The following is a 17535-nucleotide window of genomic DNA, read 5'->3' as shown; positions in this document are numbered from 1 at the left end:
GTAAATGTAGCCACTTGGCGTTGCGGCCTCAAGCACGGCCCGCTACCGGGTGGCTTTGATCCTGCATCCTGCGAGCCCAAAGGAACGATCTTGAGCGACTATCATCCTGCCCCTCTTGAACCCCAGGCGCCCCTGTCGTACCGCGACGCGGGGGTGGACATCGAAGCCGGTGACGCGCTGGTCGACCGCATCAAGCCGATGGCCAAGCGGACCATGCGCCCCGAGGTGCTGGGCGGCATCGGCGGCTTTGGCGCGCTGTTCGAGCTTTCGAAGAAGTACAGGGAGCCGGTGCTCGTGTCCGGCACCGATGGCGTCGGCACCAAGCTCAAGCTGGCCTTCCAGCTGAACAAGCACGACACCGTAGGTCAGGACCTGGTGGCGATGAGCGTCAACGACATCCTGGTGCAGGGTGCCGAGCCGTTGTTCTTCCTTGATTACTTCGCCTGCGGCAAGCTCGACGTGGATGCTGCGACGGACGTGGTCAGCGGCATCGCGCGTGGTTGCGAGCTTGCAGGTTGCGCGCTGATCGGTGGGGAGACGGCCGAGATGCCCGGCATGTACCCGGAGGGCGAGTACGACCTGGCCGGTTTCGCGGTGGGTGCGGTGGAGAAGGCCGACATCATCGACGGCAGCAGGATCGTGCCGGGCGACGTGGTGCTGGGGCTGGCTTCCAGCGGTGCGCATTCCAACGGCTACTCGCTGATCCGCAAGATCCTCGAGCGCACGGGGACCGACATGGACGCGCCTTTTCATGGCCGGGCCTTCCGCGACGTGGTGATGGCGCCCACCCGCATCTACGTGAAGCCGATGCTGGCGCTCATGCAGGCGATGCCTGGCGTGGTCAAGGGCATGGCCCATATCACCGGCGGCGGCATCACCGAGAATGTTCCCCGCATCCTGCGCGACGAGCTCACTGCCCGGATCGATGTCGAGTCGTGGTCTCTGCCGCCACTCTTCCAGTGGCTGCAGATGGCCGGCCGTGTGGCGGAAGACGAGATGTACCGTGTGTTCAACTGCGGCATCGGCATGGTGGTGATCGTGTCGGCGCAGGATGCCGATGCTGTGATGCAGAAGCTGGAGGCAGAAGGCGAGACGGTGTATCGCATCGGCCGCATTGATGCCCGCCGCGAAGGTGAGGCCCAGACCATCGTCGGCTGACGACCGTGTTGGCCGGGCACCTGCGGGCGCCCGGCTTCCCCGTCCTGCTGGCGCGGAACTGGGGTGCGTGGATCAGGACGATGCAGGCGGGGCGGGAAGCGGTGCCGTCATGACGCGGTTGCGTCCAGCCTGCTTGGCGCGGTACATCGCACCATCCGCGCGTTTCAGGGCACTTTCGAGTGCCTCGCCGTCGGCGACCGGGGTTACGCCTGCGCTGAAGGTGATCACCACCTTCTGCTGGTCGGCCATGAAGAACTCGCGCGTCAGTTCGCGCTGCAGGCGCACGAGCGCCTGTTGCGCAGCGTCGTTGCCGGTTTCGGGCAACAGGATGACGAACTCCTCGCCACCGAAGCGCGCCAGCACGTCCTGGGGACGAAGGTGCTGGCGCACCACCCGTGCCAGATGGATGAGTGCTTCGTCGCCGGTCCGATGTCCGTGAGAGTCGTTGAGCTTCTTGAAGTGGTCGATGTCCAGCAGCGCGACGGCGAGCTTCGAGCGGTGGCGTGCGGCACGCGCGGCCTCGGTGTGGAACATCTCTTCCAGCCCACGCCGGTTCAGGGCGCCGGTGAGCTGGTCGTGGCGCATCAGCCGGCTGGCTTCCTCCAGCTCGGCTTGCAACGTGGAAATGCGCTGCTCGGCCTTGCCTGCCTGCTCGCGTGCCGCAATCAGCTCGTCACGTGAACGGCGGGCCTCTTCCTGAATGCTCCGTGTTTCCGTCATTACCTCGTCGAGCAGCGGGCCGATCTCGGTGATGTCCTGTGCCTTTGCGATGCGCTGTGCGCAGTTGCCGATGCGGTCGTGGTAGGTGCCGGTGCTTTCGGCGAACTGAGCGAGCTGGTCAACGAAGCCGGCCAGCATGTCGCGCAGGTGACGCTGGGTCTCGGCCAATGAGTGCTTGAGCTGACTCTGCTTGAAGATCAGATCCTTCAGCCTGCGTCCCGCGTCGTCCAGCTGGCGTGGGTCCGGTCTGCCTTCGACGACCTCGCGCAGCATTTCGATCTGGCCGCTGAGCCATTTGTCGTCGAACACGAGCTCGTCGATGTTGCGCAACAGCAGCCGCAGGAGCTCAAGTAGCCCTTGGTTTACCTCTTCGTCGTCGAGCGCGGCGGACTCGATCTCACCGACGAAGGCCCGCAGCGCCAGGCCGAAATCCCGGAGTTCGCTCGAATTGCTGCGGCCTTCAAGCTCTTTGGCGAGCGCGTGTGCTTTCTGCTGCAGTTCGGGGTGTTCGTGCAACAGCGGAGGAATGGCCTGCTTGAGGCTCTGTTGCAGTAGCGCGCGCAACTCGGCGCTCGCCTCGGTCGCAGTCCCGCAGGGGGCAGTGCTGGAGGGGGCTGCCGCAGTCGTGGCTTCGGCGGGCGGGCTGCCGGCTGCGTCGCCGTCGGGGAGCGGTTCGACGGACTCGCCCTGTGCCGTGTTCGATTGGCTCCAGCCCCTGAGCAGCCCCTGGAGGCGGTTGAACAGGGTGGTGGGGTCCGAGGCGTTGAGCACGCGCTCGAGCGATTCCCGCTTGCGTGCGGTCGTCCACCCGTTGTGTCGCGTTTCCCACTGGCGCAGCAAGTTCGTGATGAGATCGTTCCACGCCGGCTGCTCGGCTAGCTTCAGCCCGTCGAGGTAGCGTCCCAGCGCGGCCTCGATCGCGGCGGGTTTCCCTTCGGTAAGTACCTGGTCCAGTTCGCGGGCGTTGCGATGGCGCTCGGCGCTGTCGCGTGGGAGGCGCGCTGCGAGCCGGCGCATGAAGGCTTCGGGCAGGATGTCCTCGTCCGCTTCCGTGCCGGAGATCTCGTGGTAGAGCTTGCAATAGTTGTCTGGAGTTGGTGCCACGCGGCGCATTGCCAGCTGGCGAAGTGCTTCACGCGCGATCTCGGACGGGTTGCTGAAGGTGGACATGAGCTTGTGGGAAGAGGGGCGAGATGGCACGGGCCGGCCAATCGCTGCCGACACACGCTGCGGTGGATCAACGCGGGAATTATACGGGGCTTCCCGGGACTGGCGTGGTAGTTCGTCCCGTCCTCCGGGGAGCTTGCATGGACTTTTTCTCGGTTTGATATCGCTCAAGTTAGACATTAATCAAAAGCTGATATTGAGCGGCGGCGTAAAATTTCAGTTGTAACCGGAGTTCCTTGGAGGAGACAGAGATGAATGGACGAACATCGGGGTGGCGCCATTGGCTGGGCGCCACCATCATCATGGTAGCCAGCACCATGGCAATCGGGGCGCCCGCGGCGGGCGACATACCGGTGGCCGCTTCAGGTGGCAAGCCGCAGAGTACGGCGGACCACAGCAAGTTCAAGGAGCTTCAGGGTCCATTCAACAGTGGACCGGAGGTGACGAAGGCCTGTCTGGCCTGTCACAACGAGGCCAGTCACCAGGTCATGAAGAGCGTGCACTGGACCTGGGAAACCATTAGCCCTACCACCGGGAAGAAGCTTGGCAAGCAGCATGCCGCCAACAACTTCTGCGGCTCCATCCTTTCCAACGAGCCGCGTTGCACGAGTTGCCACGCCGGCTATGACTGGAAGGACAAGAACTACGACTTCTCCAACGAAGAGAACGTCGACTGCCTCGCCTGTCACGACACCACGGCCACCTACAAGAAAGTGCCGACGGATGCAGGCCACCCCCTCTACGAGCCGCGAGAGATGCCCAAGGGCAGCGGCAAGATCGTTCAGCCGCCCGATCTGACCAAGGTCGCGCAGAACGTGGGCAAGCCCGGGCGCGAGAACTGTGGCGCGTGCCACTTCAACGGCGGCGGCGGCGACGCGGTCAAGCATGGCGACCTCGATACTTCGCTGATCGATCCGCATCGCGATGTGGATGTGCACATGGCCAAGGATGGTGCCAACCTCGACTGTGCCGACTGCCACACCTTCAACGCGCACCAGCCTTCCGGCAGCCGCTACGCTGCGACTGCGAAGGACGTGAAGGGCCTGGACATGAAGCATGAGGACCACAATCGCGCCACCTGTGAGTCGTGCCACGACCTCACCCCGCATGAGGATCAGCGTCTTAACCATCACGCCAACCGCGTGGCTTGCCAGACATGTCACATCCCCGAGTTCGCCCGCGGCGGCATCCCCACCAAGACCTTGTGGGACTGGTCGACGGCCGGTAAACGTGACGAGAACGGCAAGGGGCTGTTCATCAAGGACGATCATGGCCACCTGAGCTACTCGGCTGACAAGGGCGACTTCGAGTATGGCGAGAACGTGCGGCCTACCTACAAGTGGTACAACGGCGTCGTGCATCAGGTCGCGATCACCGACAAGATCGATGACTCCAAGATCCTTGAACTGAATCGCGTCGAGGGCTCCGCAAGCGACCCGAGTGCACGCATCTGGCCGTTCAAGGTCATGGTCGGCAAGCAACCGTACGACCCGGTGAACAAGACGCTGGTGGTCAACCACGTCTATGGCAAGGACGACACGGCGTTCTGGGGCAACTGGGACTACGAGAAGTCGATCAAATTTGGCATGGAGTACGCTGGCCTGCCCTACAGCGGTCAGTTCGATTTCATCGAGACGCGGATGAACTGGTTCATCACGCACATGGTGGCGCCAAAGGAGAAGGCTGTGCAGTGCCAGGAGTGCCATACCCGCTCGGAAGAAGGCCGCCTGACCGAGATCACCGACATCTATCTGCCGGGCCGCGACCGTAACGGCTGGGTGGATCTGCTCGGCGGTCTGGCCATTATTGGCGCGATTGGCGCCGGCTCCATCCACGGCATTGCCCGTATCCTCACCCGTCGCAAGGGGCACTGAAAATGAGTGAGAACCGAATCTACATCTACAAGCGTTATGAGCGTTTCTGGCACTGGTCGCAGGCTCTGCTGATCATCGTGATGATGATCACCGGCTTCGAGATCCATGGCAGCTACAGCCTGATGGGCTTCAAGAATGCTGTCGACCTGCACACGCTCGCCGCCTGGACCCTGCTGACGATCTGGGCCTTCACGATCTTCTGGCAGTTCACCACCGGTGAGTGGCGTCAGTATCTGCCTTCGATGCGGAACGTCGGGGCGATGGTGCTCTACTACACGGTGGGGATCTTCAAGGACATGCCGCACCCGTTCCGCAAGACGGTGGTGCAGAAGCACAACCCGCTGCAGCGCCTGGCTTACCTCGCTCTGCTGGCGTTCATCTCGCCGGTAATCTGGGGCTCAGGGCTGCTGTACCTGTTCTACGGCAACTGGGCGCAGCTCGGGCTGGACAAGTATTTCACACTCGAGACGGTGGCCATCGTGCATACGGCCGGCGCATTCATGATCACGGCGTTCTTCTTCATCCACGTGTATCTGACCACGACCGGGCACACGGTCTTCGCGCACGTCAAGGCGATGATCACTGGCTGGGAAGAAATTGATGAGCATCACGCCCCTGCCAATAGTGGTGGCAAGGCTCCCGCAGGCAAAGTCTGAGCGCATCTCTCGCTTGTCCGACGCCCCGCGGCTGGTTCAGCGCGGGGCGTCCTCGTCTGGAAGCTCGTAACGGTCGGCAATGTAAGCCGGTCCCTTCATTACGAATATGATAAAGGCGTAGATTGCGACGACCGCGATGACGGTCCAGTGCAGAACCACGGCTGCGATCACCCAGATGTCGATCATCTGCAGCGAGCGCAGGGTTTCGTTGCTGTCGTCGCCCCACCACATCAGGCGTGCAAGCAAGGAAATAGAGATGCATGCAGCCGTACCCGCGAGTGCGATCAACGGTAGCCGGCGTAATATCTTGCGCTCCAGGCCTGCGGGTTCGGTCCGCGAGCCCGGTAAGCGGCGCCAGCGTTCTCTCATGATCTGCTCCTGATTCGATCGACAACTCGGCTGTGTGCGCCGGACGCACATCGACCGCCCACCCGGACGCAGGGAGGGGTGCTCGGGTTAGAATGCGGTCCCGATCGTCCCCATGCCACCGTGCCCCACGTCTGTACTTGGCTCTATGCCAATTCAGATTTTTATACCGAATCCAGAGTTCTTGCAAAGATGACTTCAGAACAGATCGAGGCTGCTGCAGAGCAGCCGGCTGCTGCCGAGGCAGCTACGAGCGAACAGGTTCGAGCAAAGGTCGACCCGCGCGCGATGCTCAAGCGCCTTCAGGCCGAATCACCCACGTTTCGCGACTATCTGCCGCTGGCCCTGAAGATCGACACGGCCATCCTCGAACGCTTTCCTGACTTCGAGCGCAAGAACCTGCGCGTGGCCTTGCGTTTGCACACCGCTTCGACCAAATATTTGAAGTCGGTGGCGCGCGGCACTCACCGTCATGACCTGGATGGCCAGCCGGTGGGTGAGCTCACCGAGGAACACCGCACGCACGCTGCGACCACACTCAAGGAGCGCTTTGCCGAGGTGGCACGCCAGCAGCGCGAGAAACGTGCGGCGGAAGAGGCCGAGCGCCGCCACGAGCAGAAACTGCAGCAGTTGGTCCAGAGATTTGGCCGTTAGGCCTCACGGGACCGATGCAGGTCGTGCTGGAGCGCGCCGGAGCGCACCAGCCATGCGCACGCTCCGGCTGCAACCGAGAGCGCAAGTGCGCCGCCGATGTGACCGGTGGCCAGCAAGAGGCCGGCCAGCAGCCCAAGAGGCGTGATGACTCGTGCAAGTATCGTTTCCATGACCTGTTCCCCCGAACTGTAGCTTGCTAATAACTGTATAAAAAAACAGTCTTTGATGCAAGCAGATCGGATCCGCAAGCTTGCGCTATAATCCGAGCGCCTTGCCGGCATAGCTCAGTTGGTAGAGCAGCTGATTTGTAATCAGAAGGTCGTGGGTTCGATTCCTATTGCCGGCACCAGTTTTCTCCGAGCCTTGTGCGGCGCAAAAAAGGATTGAAATTTGCGCACGACTCGTTTATAGTTTTGTTTCTCCGACGCGGGGTGGAGCAGTCTGGCAGCTCGTCGGGCTCATAACCCGAAGGTCGCAGGTTCAAATCCTGCCCCCGCAACCAAAAAAAGTCATTAAAGCCAATCACTTAACGGTGGTTGGCTTTTTTGCGCTTGGGCCACCAGAATGATGTTGGCCCACCTTTGGCCCATGTTGGCCCACCCGTGGCCCCGTCATTTTTTTGCTTTTCTGGCGAGGTCACCGTTTGATCTTTGCTCGTGTCTGCCCTTGGCCCCGTCGGTGTCCGTTCCCAAGTAGGCCTCCAACGCGAGGCGCAAGACCTCGGACCGACTCGGGATCCTCCCTAGTACGGCTTGAAGCGAGACTCGTCGATGATCGATTTTGGTGGCTAGTTCTTCTGTAAGCCGAACATTGATTTGTTGCCGATCCATGTGCACAGACTCCAGTGGGTACGGCGAGATTGTAGCTGTCTAGAAAATAGCGGGTTGACCCGTTGCTCTTCTGCGATAGATTGAAACTGTCTAGGTGCTAGACAAATAGATAAATAGCAAAGGAGCAAGAAATGGCTGCGACCTATCTGACAACTGAAGAACTATCCGATCGCATCAAGTACGACCAGCGAACAATTCGTGAGCGCCTCAAGGACAGCGTTCTGCTTGAAGGAGTGCACTACATCCGTCCGTTTGGAGGAAGGAAGATCCTATACGTCTGGGAGAGGATCGAGGAGGACATGGCGAAGTCCTCACTCAACACGTTCGTGATTCCGATGTCGAACGGGGGCGTGTGTCATGGCTAGCATTCGGACTCTCGCGAGCACAGGAACGCTCTTCATCGATTTTCGCTATGAAGGGAAGCGTTGTCGTGAATACACGCGGCTGGAAGACACTCCCGCGAACCGCAAGAAGCTCATGCGACTCGTACAGCGTCTTGAAACGGATCTTGCCGCTGGCACCTTCGACTACGCCAGCTTCTTCCCTGGCAGCAAGAAGAACTCAAAAGCCCACGGAGGCCGGGTAGAAGCGCAAGCGGTCGTCACAGTCGCTCCGCCTTTGCCGGCTGCGATGCCTATCGGGGCACCGTTTGCTGCTCAGTGGGGAGCGGTTGCACGTGAGACGCCACGATTCGAGCAATTCGCCGCAACCTGGATCTCTGAAAACGAGGTGGCCTGGCGTCGTTCCTACCGGCGCACGGTCGACGACATCGTGCAGAAGTACCTGCTCCCGCGCTTCGGTGAGCGGGTGGTCGGAAGCATCGCTCGGGAAGAACTGCTTCAATTCCGTTCCGAACTCGCCAAAGTCCCCGGACGGAAGAAGGAGACGCTGTCACCCCGCCGCATCAACGCGATCATGAACATCGTCGGGTTGATTTTGAAGGAAGCCTCCGACCGCTTTCAGTTTATCTGTCCCTTCTACAACATCAAACCGCTCAAGATCCCCAAGAGCGAGGTGCAGCCCTTTACGCTCGAGGAGGTCAAGCAGATTCTCAAGACAGTGCGCGAGGATTTCCGGGACTACTTCACGGTGCGATTCTTCACCGGCATGCGCACCGGCGAGGTCGATGGGCTCAAGTGGGAGTACGTCGACTTCGAGCATCGACTGATCCTGATTCGAGAGACGCGCGTCATGGGGGAGCAAGAGGACGAGGCCAAGACCACCGAGTCGATTCGCGACATCCGCATGAGTCAGTTGGTGCTCGAAGCGCTGCAGCGCCAGCGGGCAAGGACGGCGCGGCTGGGCAAATACGTGTTCTGCTCCCGCGATGGAAGTCCGCTCGATCACAACAACGTCACCAAGCGGGTCTGGTATCCCCTGCTGCGCCACCTTGGGCTGAAAGCGCGACGTCCTTACCAGACACGACATACCGCGGCCACATTGTGGCTGGCTGCGGGCGAGAACCCGGAATGGATCGCCCGGCAGATGGGGCATACCAGCACGGAGATGCTCTTCAAGGTCTACAGCCGCTACGTGCCGAACCTCACGCGCCAGGATGGCTCGGCCTTCGAGCGTTTGCTCGCGCGAACCATCGGTGGTGGTGTCGAGAAGTCGGCCGACGCGAATGAACATACGGATGCTGACGGCTCGCTGTCGGGCGCGCTCGAGGGGGCTGATGATGAATGAGCGCCATTACGTCGCGACCTTGGCGGTGCATGCACTGCCTGTTGGGGACGATCTTGTCGTGCAGCATCTGCCGCTGGCGTTCCGGGTCCAGTCAATCACGAGACTGTACTTTGACGGCCACGACAAGATGAATCGGGCTGTACTCTTTCACGAGCGGGCGAGTATGACAGTGGAGTGGTTGTCGCGCAGCGTGGATGTTCGGATTGTTACCGGCGGCCTGGTAAGCATCAGGTGGCTGGGACGTCCGACCTCCACCAAGGGCGCGGTGCGCATTGCGCGCCTGGTTCCGCTCGAGCGGCCCGAGCCATCGCTGAACCTCTTTGACACGGTGCCGCCGAGCTGGCTCGGTGACCGTGCGCTTCTCAGACGTGCCGGCGGGTACTGGGACGGGCTATCGCCATCCTTGAGGCATCTGTTCAATGCCATCTTCTGGCAGGGCGATCGATTTCGCCGCTATCTCAATGGCCCGAGTTCGCTTGCGGGCCATCACGCGGGCCGGAGTGGAAATCTGCGGCACATCGTCGACGTGGTCGAGCGCGCCGTAGGTCTCGGTCTGCATGAGAGGCGGATTGACCTGGGCATTCTCATCCTTGCGGCCTTCCTCCACGACGCCGGCAAGGCTGACGAGTACAGGTTGGGCTATCGCAATCTCGAGTTATCGGCGCGCGGGAGACTGGTAGGGCACCGCCTGACCGTCATTGAATGGATTGCGGCCGCACAGGCACAGCACCGCGTTTTGATCGACGAGCAGCACTATCTTGCACTCATGCATGTGCTGGGTTGCGCGAAAGGGGCGCCTGCCTGGCTTGGTCTGAGGGAGCCGCAGAGCCTGGAGGCCATCCTCTTGAGCGCCGCGGATCGCCTTTCGGGGCAAAGCGATCTGATTAACCGATGTGCCCCCAGGCAGCCCGGGTTTGGTCGGTACCACCGCCATCTGGGAGCGCGCCCGTTCGTGGTGACTGCACTGGCATAGCGGTCAATGCACAACGGTGGTGATCGAAGGCACACGGTTCGGTTTGCCCGGGCGTCTTTGTGTGCCCTTGAACATCTGCGTCTCTGGGGTAGCGTGAATCGTGTCTTCCTCTTGCGGGAGCAGTCGGAGGGAGGCTGTTGAGTTTCAGGTGTTACGCGCAAATACATAAGGTCAAGGAGTTGAACACATGGAAGAGAAAAAGGATCGTCCTGAGGCGTTGGCTCGTGAAGATGGCCGCTCGCAGCGGAGATGGACGGACAGCAGCTACTTTGTCATCGCGCTGATTGTGGTCCCGCTTGTCATTCCCCTGGCGCTGCTGGGTTGGGCCGGCTGGTACGCAACGCGGCTGCTTGATGGCGAGTTGGTTCTGAAGGACAGCGGTTGTCGCATCCTCGAAACGCATGGCGCCACCGTGCACCGACTCGAGGGCGTGGGCGAGCGACTGTGTACAGTGCGTGCCCGGTTCAGGTTCGGTCAGGACAGTGCAAGTGGCCGTGTCTTGCTCCGCCGAGATGACGGCGACCTCGAGATCGAACTGTCCGCATCGCAGGTTCTGAGCAAAGCCTACGACCGCTGAGTGATGCGCACATGGGGGCCGAAGGGCCCTCAGCTTACCTTGGGGGCGTTTGGGGGACTTCCTCACAAAACCCCCAAGAACCTGTGTTTTACGAACAAGAGTGACCTTGTCGCTCGCGGTACGCTGGACCTCTCTTAACCACGATTACTAACAATGGACAGAGAGAGGAATAGTGATCTCGGCTTGGTGTCGCGCGAGACTCTGCGCCGCGTACTGCTGACCCTTCGTCCCCCAGCTGACCAGCCCGCGCTTGAACAAGCGCTCGGGGGGGCTGCTCTGGCGGTTATGGCGCTCGGAAGGTGGATCACGGAGCCAGACTTTCTCTTGCGTGAGTTGTGCGCCGAGCTGACGCTGCCTACACCCGGCGTCAAAAGAAACGCCTCGTCGGTGCTGTGGCGGCGCCTCGCCAAGTACCCAGCTTGGCGCCTGGTATTGACTATCACGGAGGAGGTCCAAGCGGACCTGCTGGCTGCAATCGGTGCCGAGATTGTCAGCGGTGTGCTTGAGGGAAGGCCGGTCCCTCCGGGCCGGGCAAACCGGTTGAGAGAGCTTGTTGAAGCGGGTGAAAGGGCTGATGCCGATCCGCTCATATCAACGATTCTGCGCGAGGCAGAGGTTCGTTTCTCGGCATCGTCGGCGGCCCCGGTCGAGAAGTCGCAGCCAGCGAGAGTGATGAGTTACTACCGTGCGCGGTGGCACTATGCGGCCGAGCACGCACAACAAGCGCGGGCCTCGCATCGAGCCCTTGAATCATCTCAGTTCATCAAAGCGTGCGAGTTTTTGCGTGCGCGCGTCGAGGATGATGACCCGCGCGCGATCCTTCACGCCCTCGTGTTGCTGACGGGGCTCAACACCGAGCTCACCCGCAGCCTTCCTCTGCTGTCGCGCTGGGCTGGGGATTGGACCGCCGCGATCGATGTCGAAAGCGGGCTCTACCTGTTTGACCTGAACGCGGTTGCGCCGCATGCCCGACGCGCCCGGGGCGCCGGAAGCGTCGCTGCGAGCAGGGTAGTGACGCGTCCGCTCCCCCATTTTCTGGCTGCCCGGCTTCGAAAATTGCAGCAGGAAAAACCGGCTGCGCTGACCGTGGATGAGATGCTTGACGCCCCTGAAATCTCGGAGGCTGATCTTCTTTCACACGGCTGTAGTGCACGCATTAAGCCGACCCTGGCGCGCGCAGGCAACACGGTAGAGCGCTTCTGTGTCGCGGAACTCGGCATGCACCGTGTGCTGGCCGCATTTTTGAGCGGCCGGTTTGAAACCGTTTCGCATAGCAAAGCGTACTACACATTGCTGGCGCGCGATATGGCCTGGCAGGCTGCGGGGGCGCTGTTTGATCGCATTGGTTGGGGCGCACCCGTGCCACTTGTGGCCGGGTTGCCTGCAGGGGCTCTAGGCGTTCCAACCGACGACACAATGCGGCGCTTGTTCGCCTGGATGACTTCCGAAGTGGAAACCGTGGCACCCGGGCGCAACGCGGGCCTTGGAAAGCTGATCGAGTATCACAACACCTACACGCGAGCGGCCGCTTCGATTCTGGTGTTTGTCCTGGCTTTGCGGTCCGTTACCCGGTTACCCATTACGGCCGACGTCGACATTGATGCGCCGGTCGTTGGGCTGCTCGACAAGCGCTCGCCTTCCGCCTGGGCGCCGGATGGTCGCTCGGCCGGCCCGCATCCCACCCCGTTCGCCAAGCTTGCACGCTACCAAATTGAACTGTATCGGCGGCATTGCAAGGCATTGGCCCGCAGACTGCGTCGCTTCGAGAGTTTCGCGGACGCTGCCGCTACCCTTGAGCAGATCGGGGCGTGCGCTCCGGTTGAGTTGCTTGTCCAGATCACTCGTCAAGGCGAGATCCAACCTGTCGGCTCAAGTGAGCTGGTGCGTTGGTGGCCAGAAGAGTTCAGCCTCGTCGAGAACTTTGGACGGGCTTATTGGCAGACGCGGCTCGTGGAGCTGGGCGTTTCGAGTCGCGCAATCGATCGCCTGATGCGCCACGTTACGCAGGGCGAGCACCCCCTGTCCAGCGATGGCGGCGACAGCCTGCTGGCGCTAGCGCTCGATGTCGTGAATGCGATGAACGCAGAGCTCGCGCGCCTGGGGGTGGGGCCGCTGCGGGGAATCGTCGCATGAGTCGCAACTCTTGCGGGAATGGTGCAGCGCCCCGTCGAGCCGTCAATGTGCGCGGTGACCGTGCCGGCCGCGTTCGCTACAGCACGACGAGTTCCAGCGTTGCCGAGTCGCGCCGATTCATCGCCTTCCAAAAGGCAATTCTTCGCGCGGAGTGGCTCGGTTGGGAGGCACGACTGCTCGGGATGCTGATCGGGACTGAAGCGGTGCTCACCCGTCGCGATCTCACGCTTGCGACCGCTGCGCTGCGCGAAGGCCTTTTTGCCGATCAATCGGGCAGCCTCCTCCTCGAGTGGACATGGGGGGAAGGGTGGTTGGACCGACGCATGCTCGGTCCCGCCGTCTGTGCGCTGCTGGAACAGCGTGGCGCACAAGCGGTGAGCGAGAACGCTGCCATCGCGGAGCTCGCAGGGTTTGTGCGGGCGACAGTCCCGTTCTGGGATGACGTGAGCGACGAGATTGTCGTCGAGCGGGTGCTCACCGCGGGTCGCACATGGGCTGTACTGTCACTGCCAGGGTTTCTTGCCGCACATGTGTGCCGTGACGCGCCATTGTGTGCGTTGCCGAGGTCTGCCTTGGCGAGGCGCGAGTCCGGACTCGCTCTCTCGATCACAGATGACCTTGCTGCACCGCCGACAGACATCTCCACGATGGGACGCCTCCTCGATGCGATCCATATGGCTGACACCACAGCGGGAGAGTGTCACGCGCTGATCGATGCCTTGAAAACGTCGATCCGGGAGGGCGCCCGGACCGATGGTACGCACCACCGCATGCGTCAGGAAATGCTGCGCTTGATCGGGGGGCACATGGAAGCCGCGTGTCGATCAGGATGGCAAACAGCATTGTTATTCTCCTGGGCCGTGGATCTGGTCGAGTCGGGCACGGAGCGCGTTTCGGACCTCGCAGTGAACACGATCCTTGGCTACGTGCCGCCGCTCCTGGAGCCGCTCATGCTGGAGTTGCAGGGGATGACCGCCCTGACGCGCGACGCCTCCGCATGGTTCGAGATATATAAGCGTGTCCTGGCATCAAAAAGCGCTGGCAGCCGCAAGAATTTGGCATCGGCGATGTCCAGTTTTCATGATCACCTGGTGAGGTGGCACGGCATCGATGCACTCGAGCAGGCTCTGCACACACAGCTGCCTGATCCACCTCCGGCTGCGAACACGATCTGGCCACACGAACTGGACCGCATTCATCAGTGGCTCGCGCGCTGTGATCTCGACGATCGGTTGCGCGGGGCGATTTCCGTCTCGCTCCGCTTGGCATGGTCCTGCCGGCTGCGGACCGAGGAGCTGATGACGTTGCGGCTGCGCAATGTGCAGGGGGCGGTCCTGGAGGTCGCGCCGATGATCCGCGACCGTCAACCGAAGTCGGACAGCGGCGTTCGGGCCATGCGTCTCGATGACGTCGCAGCGTCCGTGCTGGATGACTGGGTCCGCAGGCGTCGCGCCGAGGGGGCAACGGATGTTGATCTCCTTTTTGGCGACCCTCACCACCCAGATCACGTCTATCGGCGCGGCACGCTTCATGCCGCGCTGATCGGGCTACTACGCGCGGCGACGGGCGATGCCTCGGTAGTTTTTCACACCCTTTCACACGCGTGGTGCAATCGCCAGATCGTGGGGGGAAATCGAGAGCGGGGTGATGTCAATTGGCTGAACTCGATTGCTGCCGGGATGGGCCATTTTGCGGCAAGCTCACTGCGATCGTACGCACATCAATATGAGCGCTGGCTGCAGGGTGAGTTGCATGCCGTGCTGTCGAGCACGATCGTCATCACCGCCTCGGACTGCGCTCGCTTGATCGGTGAGCTGCCCGCATCCGTTAGAAAACGGCTGGAGCGGCTCAGGGCGCGGGAAGGGCTGGGCGACCGAAATGCGCAGATCTGGAAATTGCTTTACGCATACGCAGGCAAATCAACTTGGCCTGACGTAGCCGAAGGGATCACGCTGGTCGAACCCGTGCCACCGTCCTGGCTGAAAGACGATCCGCCGCCCAGCATTGAGCGCGTGGCCTGGATTCTTGAGGATTTGGCAACCCAGAAGCCGCCCGAGGATCTGGTTGCGTGGGTCTGCAGACGAAATGCGTGCAGGCCGGAAGTGGTGCATTCAATCGTGCATGCTGCAATGCAGATTCTGCGCTTGGTCGGAGCCTGGAGTCCGAGTCGGCGGATCTGGAGAAGCGGCGATCACGATGCCCATTTTCTGCGCGAGTTCCTGCTGTGGAACGAGTCCGCTGACCGAATCGACTTCAGGCGACGGCAAGCTGCAAAGTATCGCGCTATGCGGTCGGCGCTACCCAGCAGTGTCGGGGACGCCGCATGGATGAGCTGGGTCGAGGGCTACCGGCGATCGGGCCACTTCGCGCTCGACCCGACACGTGCCGCGACCTTGTTCGACTGGTTGCGGCGATGTGGGGCGTCCGGTCTTCGAATCGGGATATCCGTGTGCTCCGACGCGACGGAGGGTCTTGCGCGTGAGCGAGCAGCCATTCGGGGGGCGTTTCGCGCAGCATTTGGGGTGCCCTGTCCAACCTTTGAACATACGCCGCACCAGGCTCGTCCCAAGATCTACTTGCTGTGGAGCACCCAGCCGGTCGAAGAAGACGTGCGGCCACCGTCCGCAGCGATTTCCCTGGATGGATTCCATGCGTGGATGCTGGCCGCAGGCGTCGCTGCCGTTCTCCGAGACCAAATTGTGGAGGTTTCTGGACTACTGATGCCATCTAGTGTGAAGAAGGGGAGTGAGTATGATCGATGAGTTCTCCAGGGCGGTCTCGATGCCAATCAGTGCCCCAGGGCAGCGGCTGGCATTCGAGCGCGTACAGGTGCGGGTTAGGGATCTTGAGCGTGAACTGCGCTTGTTGATCCCTGAGCCCCGCCGTCAGGACATATGGCTGAAGCTGCATGTGACAGCGGTGCATAGCCAAATGCTTGCCGAGATTCACATGGTGGCCGCGCCACAGGTAGCGCTGGGGCTGGACGAGGTCAGTGCAATGCCGATCAAGATCGCGATCGCAAGGGAGTTGGCGGATCTTGAGCATCGAATTCGAGAGGAACACGCTACCATCCTCGCACGTCTGGACGATGAGCATGCCCCGGCTCTGTCGCCACGACAGGAGAAAAGGCTGAAAGTGCTCCATCACCATGGAGTACAACTGGATCTGCCGACTGGTCCAGTTTATCTGGCGGCATCCGAGTTGCCCGCGCCTATCGACGGCGAGTGTCGTCTTTTTCGGATGCGGGTCTACGGGCATTACCGGCGATCGTTGATGGTGACCGATATCATCGACATGGCCGAGGGCAGCGCGTTAAGGACCCCTGCGGGGGGGCGCATTCCCCTGTTGCTCGAAACCGCCAACTCCGAAGAGCAGGTTCGGCTGCATCGCGCAGTCGGCGAGTTGTTCAGTACAGCCGGGGGGGATCAGATCGAAGTGCAGGCGAGGGTACAGTTGTCACCGGTTACTCAAAAGCCTGCGCGGCTCATCTTCGAGCAGCTCATTTGATTGGGCTGAGGAATGTATAAGGTTAAATGACCGCGAACTGCGTAACGCCCGACAATCGTGGGGCCGCGCGCGAAGCGAGTTTTTGCAGCACGCGTTCGAGCAGGGCAGGGACCGCAATCTTGCCCTGTAGGTCATCAGGGAACTCCACGGCGACGAGTCGCCGCAGAAGTGGCGTGCAGTTTCTCCGCCGAGTGCGGAATCTTTATTCCGAGCAACGACACTGCTTCATACGAAGACGCCGTGCTCGATCCCACCGAGGGTGTCGAGCACGACGTCGGCACCCATCTCCGTGTCCAAAAGAGACAAGGGTGTGCCACCACCGAGCGAAGGGTTGGGGCTTTGAATCCAATCCAGTGCTACATCCGTATCCTCGAGCACCAGTGCTGTGCGCTCGACGATGCGGGCAAACCGAACGAGCTTGCCCGACTCCTCGGGCGATAGCATGCCTTCGCGCTTCCGGCGCTGTAGAGTGTGTTCCGATATATTCAGGGCATGGGCCAGATCGCTCTTTGGAATCCGGGTCACCCGAATCGCGGCGTCAATCGAGCCAGACGGCAGCCCTTTGCGCACAAGCGGAACCCATTCGAGCGGCACGCGAGGCTTCGCGTGGAGAACAGCCTCACCCCCAAGTAGGCTGATAACCGACATCGAATCGGAGGCTGTCTCGGAAGAGGAGGGCATCGCGGAATCCAGTGGAAGCTACGAACTCGAGCGCAGTCTAGTTAAAGTGCCTGTCAGTGTCCATGCGCGCCCATACGGCGCTGCTTACCAGGGTGCTTGGTCTCGGACGCACCAATGTTCGCCTTCGCCCGGCCATCGCGCCGACACCGTCGGGCGCCATCTCAGGGGCTTCTGCGGTGCAGTCGGCTTCCTGTCTGATTGGGCTGGCATTAACACGAACCTCCGATCGACCGGCAGGACATCGGTGCCTTAGCTGCCGGTGGTTTGATGGCGCAGTTCGGCAGCAATGTGCTGGTCATCTGCCGTTCGAGCGCCAGGCGACGGTGAATAGCGGCTTCCCCATTCTGCCAACTGGAAGTACCGACCCTGACCTGCCTGATGATGTTTGCGAGGTCGAAGTCGGCTTTCTGATCGTCAAGCTGCCAGTCTTTTCCTCAAGCTGACCGCCTCGTCCTCGGCCTTATGTGGATCTCCACATAAGGCCGATTATGTAGATGCCTCGATTATGTTGAGCGTCCGGGGTAGCAAGCCGTAGATCCCAGTGTGCTCGAGC

15 protein-coding genes and 2 tRNA genes are annotated in these 17535 nt (G+C 61.5%); 13 read left to right on the top strand and 4 right to left on the bottom strand.

Annotated elements, in window-relative coordinates; translation table 11 throughout:
- Nucleotides 1-90: 90 nt before the first annotated feature.
- Complete coding sequence (gene purM / locus ACPT9U_RS09300) at nt 91-1158, top strand: phosphoribosylformylglycinamidine cyclo-ligase (protein ID WP_435750707.1); 1068 nt, start codon at nt 91-93, stop codon at nt 1156-1158.
- A 72-nt stretch (nt 1159-1230) separates the two neighbouring features.
- Here purM and ACPT9U_RS09295 read toward each other — a convergent pair whose 3' ends face one another.
- A complete protein-coding gene (locus ACPT9U_RS09295; protein ID WP_435750706.1) occupies nt 1231-3048 on the bottom strand; it encodes a diguanylate cyclase in 1818 nt (605 codons plus the stop codon).
- A 248-nt stretch (nt 3049-3296) separates the two neighbouring features.
- On the opposite strand from ACPT9U_RS09295, the gene ACPT9U_RS09290 reads away from it, so the two are divergent.
- On the top strand, nt 3297-4919 hold the full coding sequence (locus tag ACPT9U_RS09290; RefSeq protein WP_435750705.1) for a tetrathionate reductase family octaheme c-type cytochrome: 1623 nt from the start codon (nt 3297-3299) through the stop codon (nt 4917-4919).
- Between the two features lie 2 nt (nt 4920-4921).
- Entirely contained in the window at nt 4922-5575 is a 654-nt protein-coding gene (locus ACPT9U_RS09285; RefSeq protein WP_435750704.1) for a cytochrome b/b6 domain-containing protein, read from the top strand.
- 36 nt (nt 5576-5611) lie between these two features.
- Here ACPT9U_RS09285 and ACPT9U_RS09280 read toward each other — a convergent pair whose 3' ends face one another.
- Entirely contained in the window at nt 5612-5944 is a 333-nt protein-coding gene (locus tag ACPT9U_RS09280; protein WP_418363238.1) for a hypothetical protein, read from the bottom strand.
- 189 nt (nt 5945-6133) lie between these two features.
- On the opposite strand from ACPT9U_RS09280, the gene ACPT9U_RS09275 reads away from it, so the two are divergent.
- Nucleotides 6134-6595: a ProQ/FINO family protein gene (locus tag ACPT9U_RS09275; RefSeq protein WP_435750703.1), complete on the top strand. Its 462-nt coding sequence runs from the start codon at nt 6134-6136 to the stop codon at nt 6593-6595.
- Here ACPT9U_RS09275 and ACPT9U_RS09270 read toward each other — a convergent pair.
- A complete protein-coding gene (locus ACPT9U_RS09270; protein ID WP_435750702.1) occupies nt 6592-6765 on the bottom strand; it encodes a hypothetical protein in 174 nt (57 codons plus the stop codon). The two genes, ACPT9U_RS09275 and ACPT9U_RS09270, sit on opposite strands and share 4 nt — an antisense overlap.
- Before the next feature lie 103 nt (nt 6766-6868).
- Here ACPT9U_RS09270 and ACPT9U_RS09265 point away from each other — a divergent pair.
- From ACPT9U_RS09265 to ACPT9U_RS09225, 9 genes are all read left to right on the top strand, one after another.
- A tRNA-Thr gene (locus ACPT9U_RS09265) sits at nt 6869-6944 on the top strand.
- Between the two features lie 76 nt (nt 6945-7020).
- Nucleotides 7021-7097 (top strand) — tRNA-Met (locus ACPT9U_RS09260).
- 459 nt (nt 7098-7556) lie between these two features.
- The gene (locus ACPT9U_RS09255; protein WP_048708876.1) at nt 7557-7790 is read left to right on the top strand and encodes a hypothetical protein; all 234 of its coding nucleotides are present in this window, start codon (nt 7557-7559) and stop codon (nt 7788-7790) included.
- The gene (locus tag ACPT9U_RS09250; protein WP_435750701.1) at nt 7783-9111 is read left to right on the top strand and encodes an Arm DNA-binding domain-containing protein; all 1329 of its coding nucleotides are present in this window, start codon (nt 7783-7785) and stop codon (nt 9109-9111) included. The genes ACPT9U_RS09255 and ACPT9U_RS09250 overlap by 8 nt, the downstream gene beginning before the upstream one ends.
- Complete coding sequence (locus tag ACPT9U_RS09245; RefSeq protein ID WP_435750700.1) at nt 9101-10084, top strand: HD domain-containing protein; 984 nt, start codon at nt 9101-9103, stop codon at nt 10082-10084. Before ACPT9U_RS09250 ends, ACPT9U_RS09245 begins: the two co-directional genes overlap by 11 nt.
- Before the next feature lie 187 nt (nt 10085-10271).
- Nucleotides 10272-10661, top strand: a complete 390-nt coding sequence (locus ACPT9U_RS09240) for a hypothetical protein (protein ID WP_435750699.1) — start codon at nt 10272-10274, stop codon at nt 10659-10661.
- A 153-nt stretch (nt 10662-10814) separates the two neighbouring features.
- Nucleotides 10815-12794 carry a hypothetical protein gene (locus ACPT9U_RS09235; protein WP_435750698.1) on the top strand — a complete coding sequence of 660 codons (1980 nt, stop codon included), beginning with the start codon at nt 10815-10817 and terminating at the stop codon, nt 12792-12794.
- A complete protein-coding gene (locus ACPT9U_RS09230; protein WP_435750697.1) occupies nt 12791-15556 on the top strand; it encodes a hypothetical protein in 2766 nt (921 codons plus the stop codon). Before ACPT9U_RS09235 ends, ACPT9U_RS09230 begins: the two co-directional genes overlap by 4 nt.
- On the top strand, nt 15546-16301 hold the full coding sequence (locus ACPT9U_RS09225) for a hypothetical protein (RefSeq protein WP_435750696.1): 756 nt from the start codon (nt 15546-15548) through the stop codon (nt 16299-16301). The genes ACPT9U_RS09230 and ACPT9U_RS09225 overlap by 11 nt, the downstream gene beginning before the upstream one ends.
- Nucleotides 16302-16526: 225 nt before the next feature.
- Here ACPT9U_RS09225 and parS read toward each other — a convergent pair whose 3' ends face one another.
- Entirely contained in the window at nt 16527-16982 is a 456-nt protein-coding gene (gene parS, locus ACPT9U_RS09220) for a type II RES/Xre toxin-antitoxin system antitoxin (protein ID WP_435750695.1), read from the bottom strand.
- Nucleotides 16983-17535 lie beyond the last annotated feature (553 nt).

It is taken from the genome of Thauera sp. AutoDN2 (assembly GCF_051280715.1).
In the GTDB taxonomy this organism is placed as follows: domain Bacteria; phylum Pseudomonadota; class Gammaproteobacteria; order Burkholderiales; family Rhodocyclaceae; genus Thauera.
The sequence above is the reverse complement of the archived record's forward strand: the minus strand, read 5'-3'. Positions and strand labels throughout refer to the sequence as shown.

Coding starts and splice junctions, on each gene's coding strand:
- ACPT9U_RS09295 (WP_435750706.1), bottom strand. CDS start 3,048: ATGTCCACCTTCAGCAACCCGTCCGAGATCGCGCGTGAAGCACTTCGC.
- ACPT9U_RS09290 (WP_435750705.1), top strand. CDS start 3,297: ATGAATGGACGAACATCGGGGTGGCGCCATTGGCTGGGCGCCACCATC.
- ACPT9U_RS09285 (WP_435750704.1), top strand. CDS start 4,922: ATGAGTGAGAACCGAATCTACATCTACAAGCGTTATGAGCGTTTCTGG.
- ACPT9U_RS09280 (WP_418363238.1), bottom strand. CDS start 5,944: ATGAGAGAACGCTGGCGCCGCTTACCGGGCTCGCGGACCGAACCCGCA.
- ACPT9U_RS09275 (WP_435750703.1), top strand. CDS start 6,134: ATGACTTCAGAACAGATCGAGGCTGCTGCAGAGCAGCCGGCTGCTGCC.
- ACPT9U_RS09270 (WP_435750702.1), bottom strand. CDS start 6,765: ATGGAAACGATACTTGCACGAGTCATCACGCCTCTTGGGCTGCTGGCC.
- ACPT9U_RS09255 (WP_048708876.1), top strand. CDS start 7,557: ATGGCTGCGACCTATCTGACAACTGAAGAACTATCCGATCGCATCAAG.
- ACPT9U_RS09250 (WP_435750701.1), top strand. CDS start 7,783: ATGGCTAGCATTCGGACTCTCGCGAGCACAGGAACGCTCTTCATCGAT.
- ACPT9U_RS09245 (WP_435750700.1), top strand. CDS start 9,101: ATGATGAATGAGCGCCATTACGTCGCGACCTTGGCGGTGCATGCACTG.
- ACPT9U_RS09240 (WP_435750699.1), top strand. CDS start 10,272: ATGGAAGAGAAAAAGGATCGTCCTGAGGCGTTGGCTCGTGAAGATGGC.
- ACPT9U_RS09235 (WP_435750698.1), top strand. CDS start 10,815: ATGGACAGAGAGAGGAATAGTGATCTCGGCTTGGTGTCGCGCGAGACT.
- ACPT9U_RS09230 (WP_435750697.1), top strand. CDS start 12,791: ATGAGTCGCAACTCTTGCGGGAATGGTGCAGCGCCCCGTCGAGCCGTC.
- ACPT9U_RS09225 (WP_435750696.1), top strand. CDS start 15,546: ATGATCGATGAGTTCTCCAGGGCGGTCTCGATGCCAATCAGTGCCCCA.
- parS (WP_435750695.1), bottom strand. CDS start 16,982: ATGCCCTCCTCTTCCGAGACAGCCTCCGATTCGATGTCGGTTATCAGC.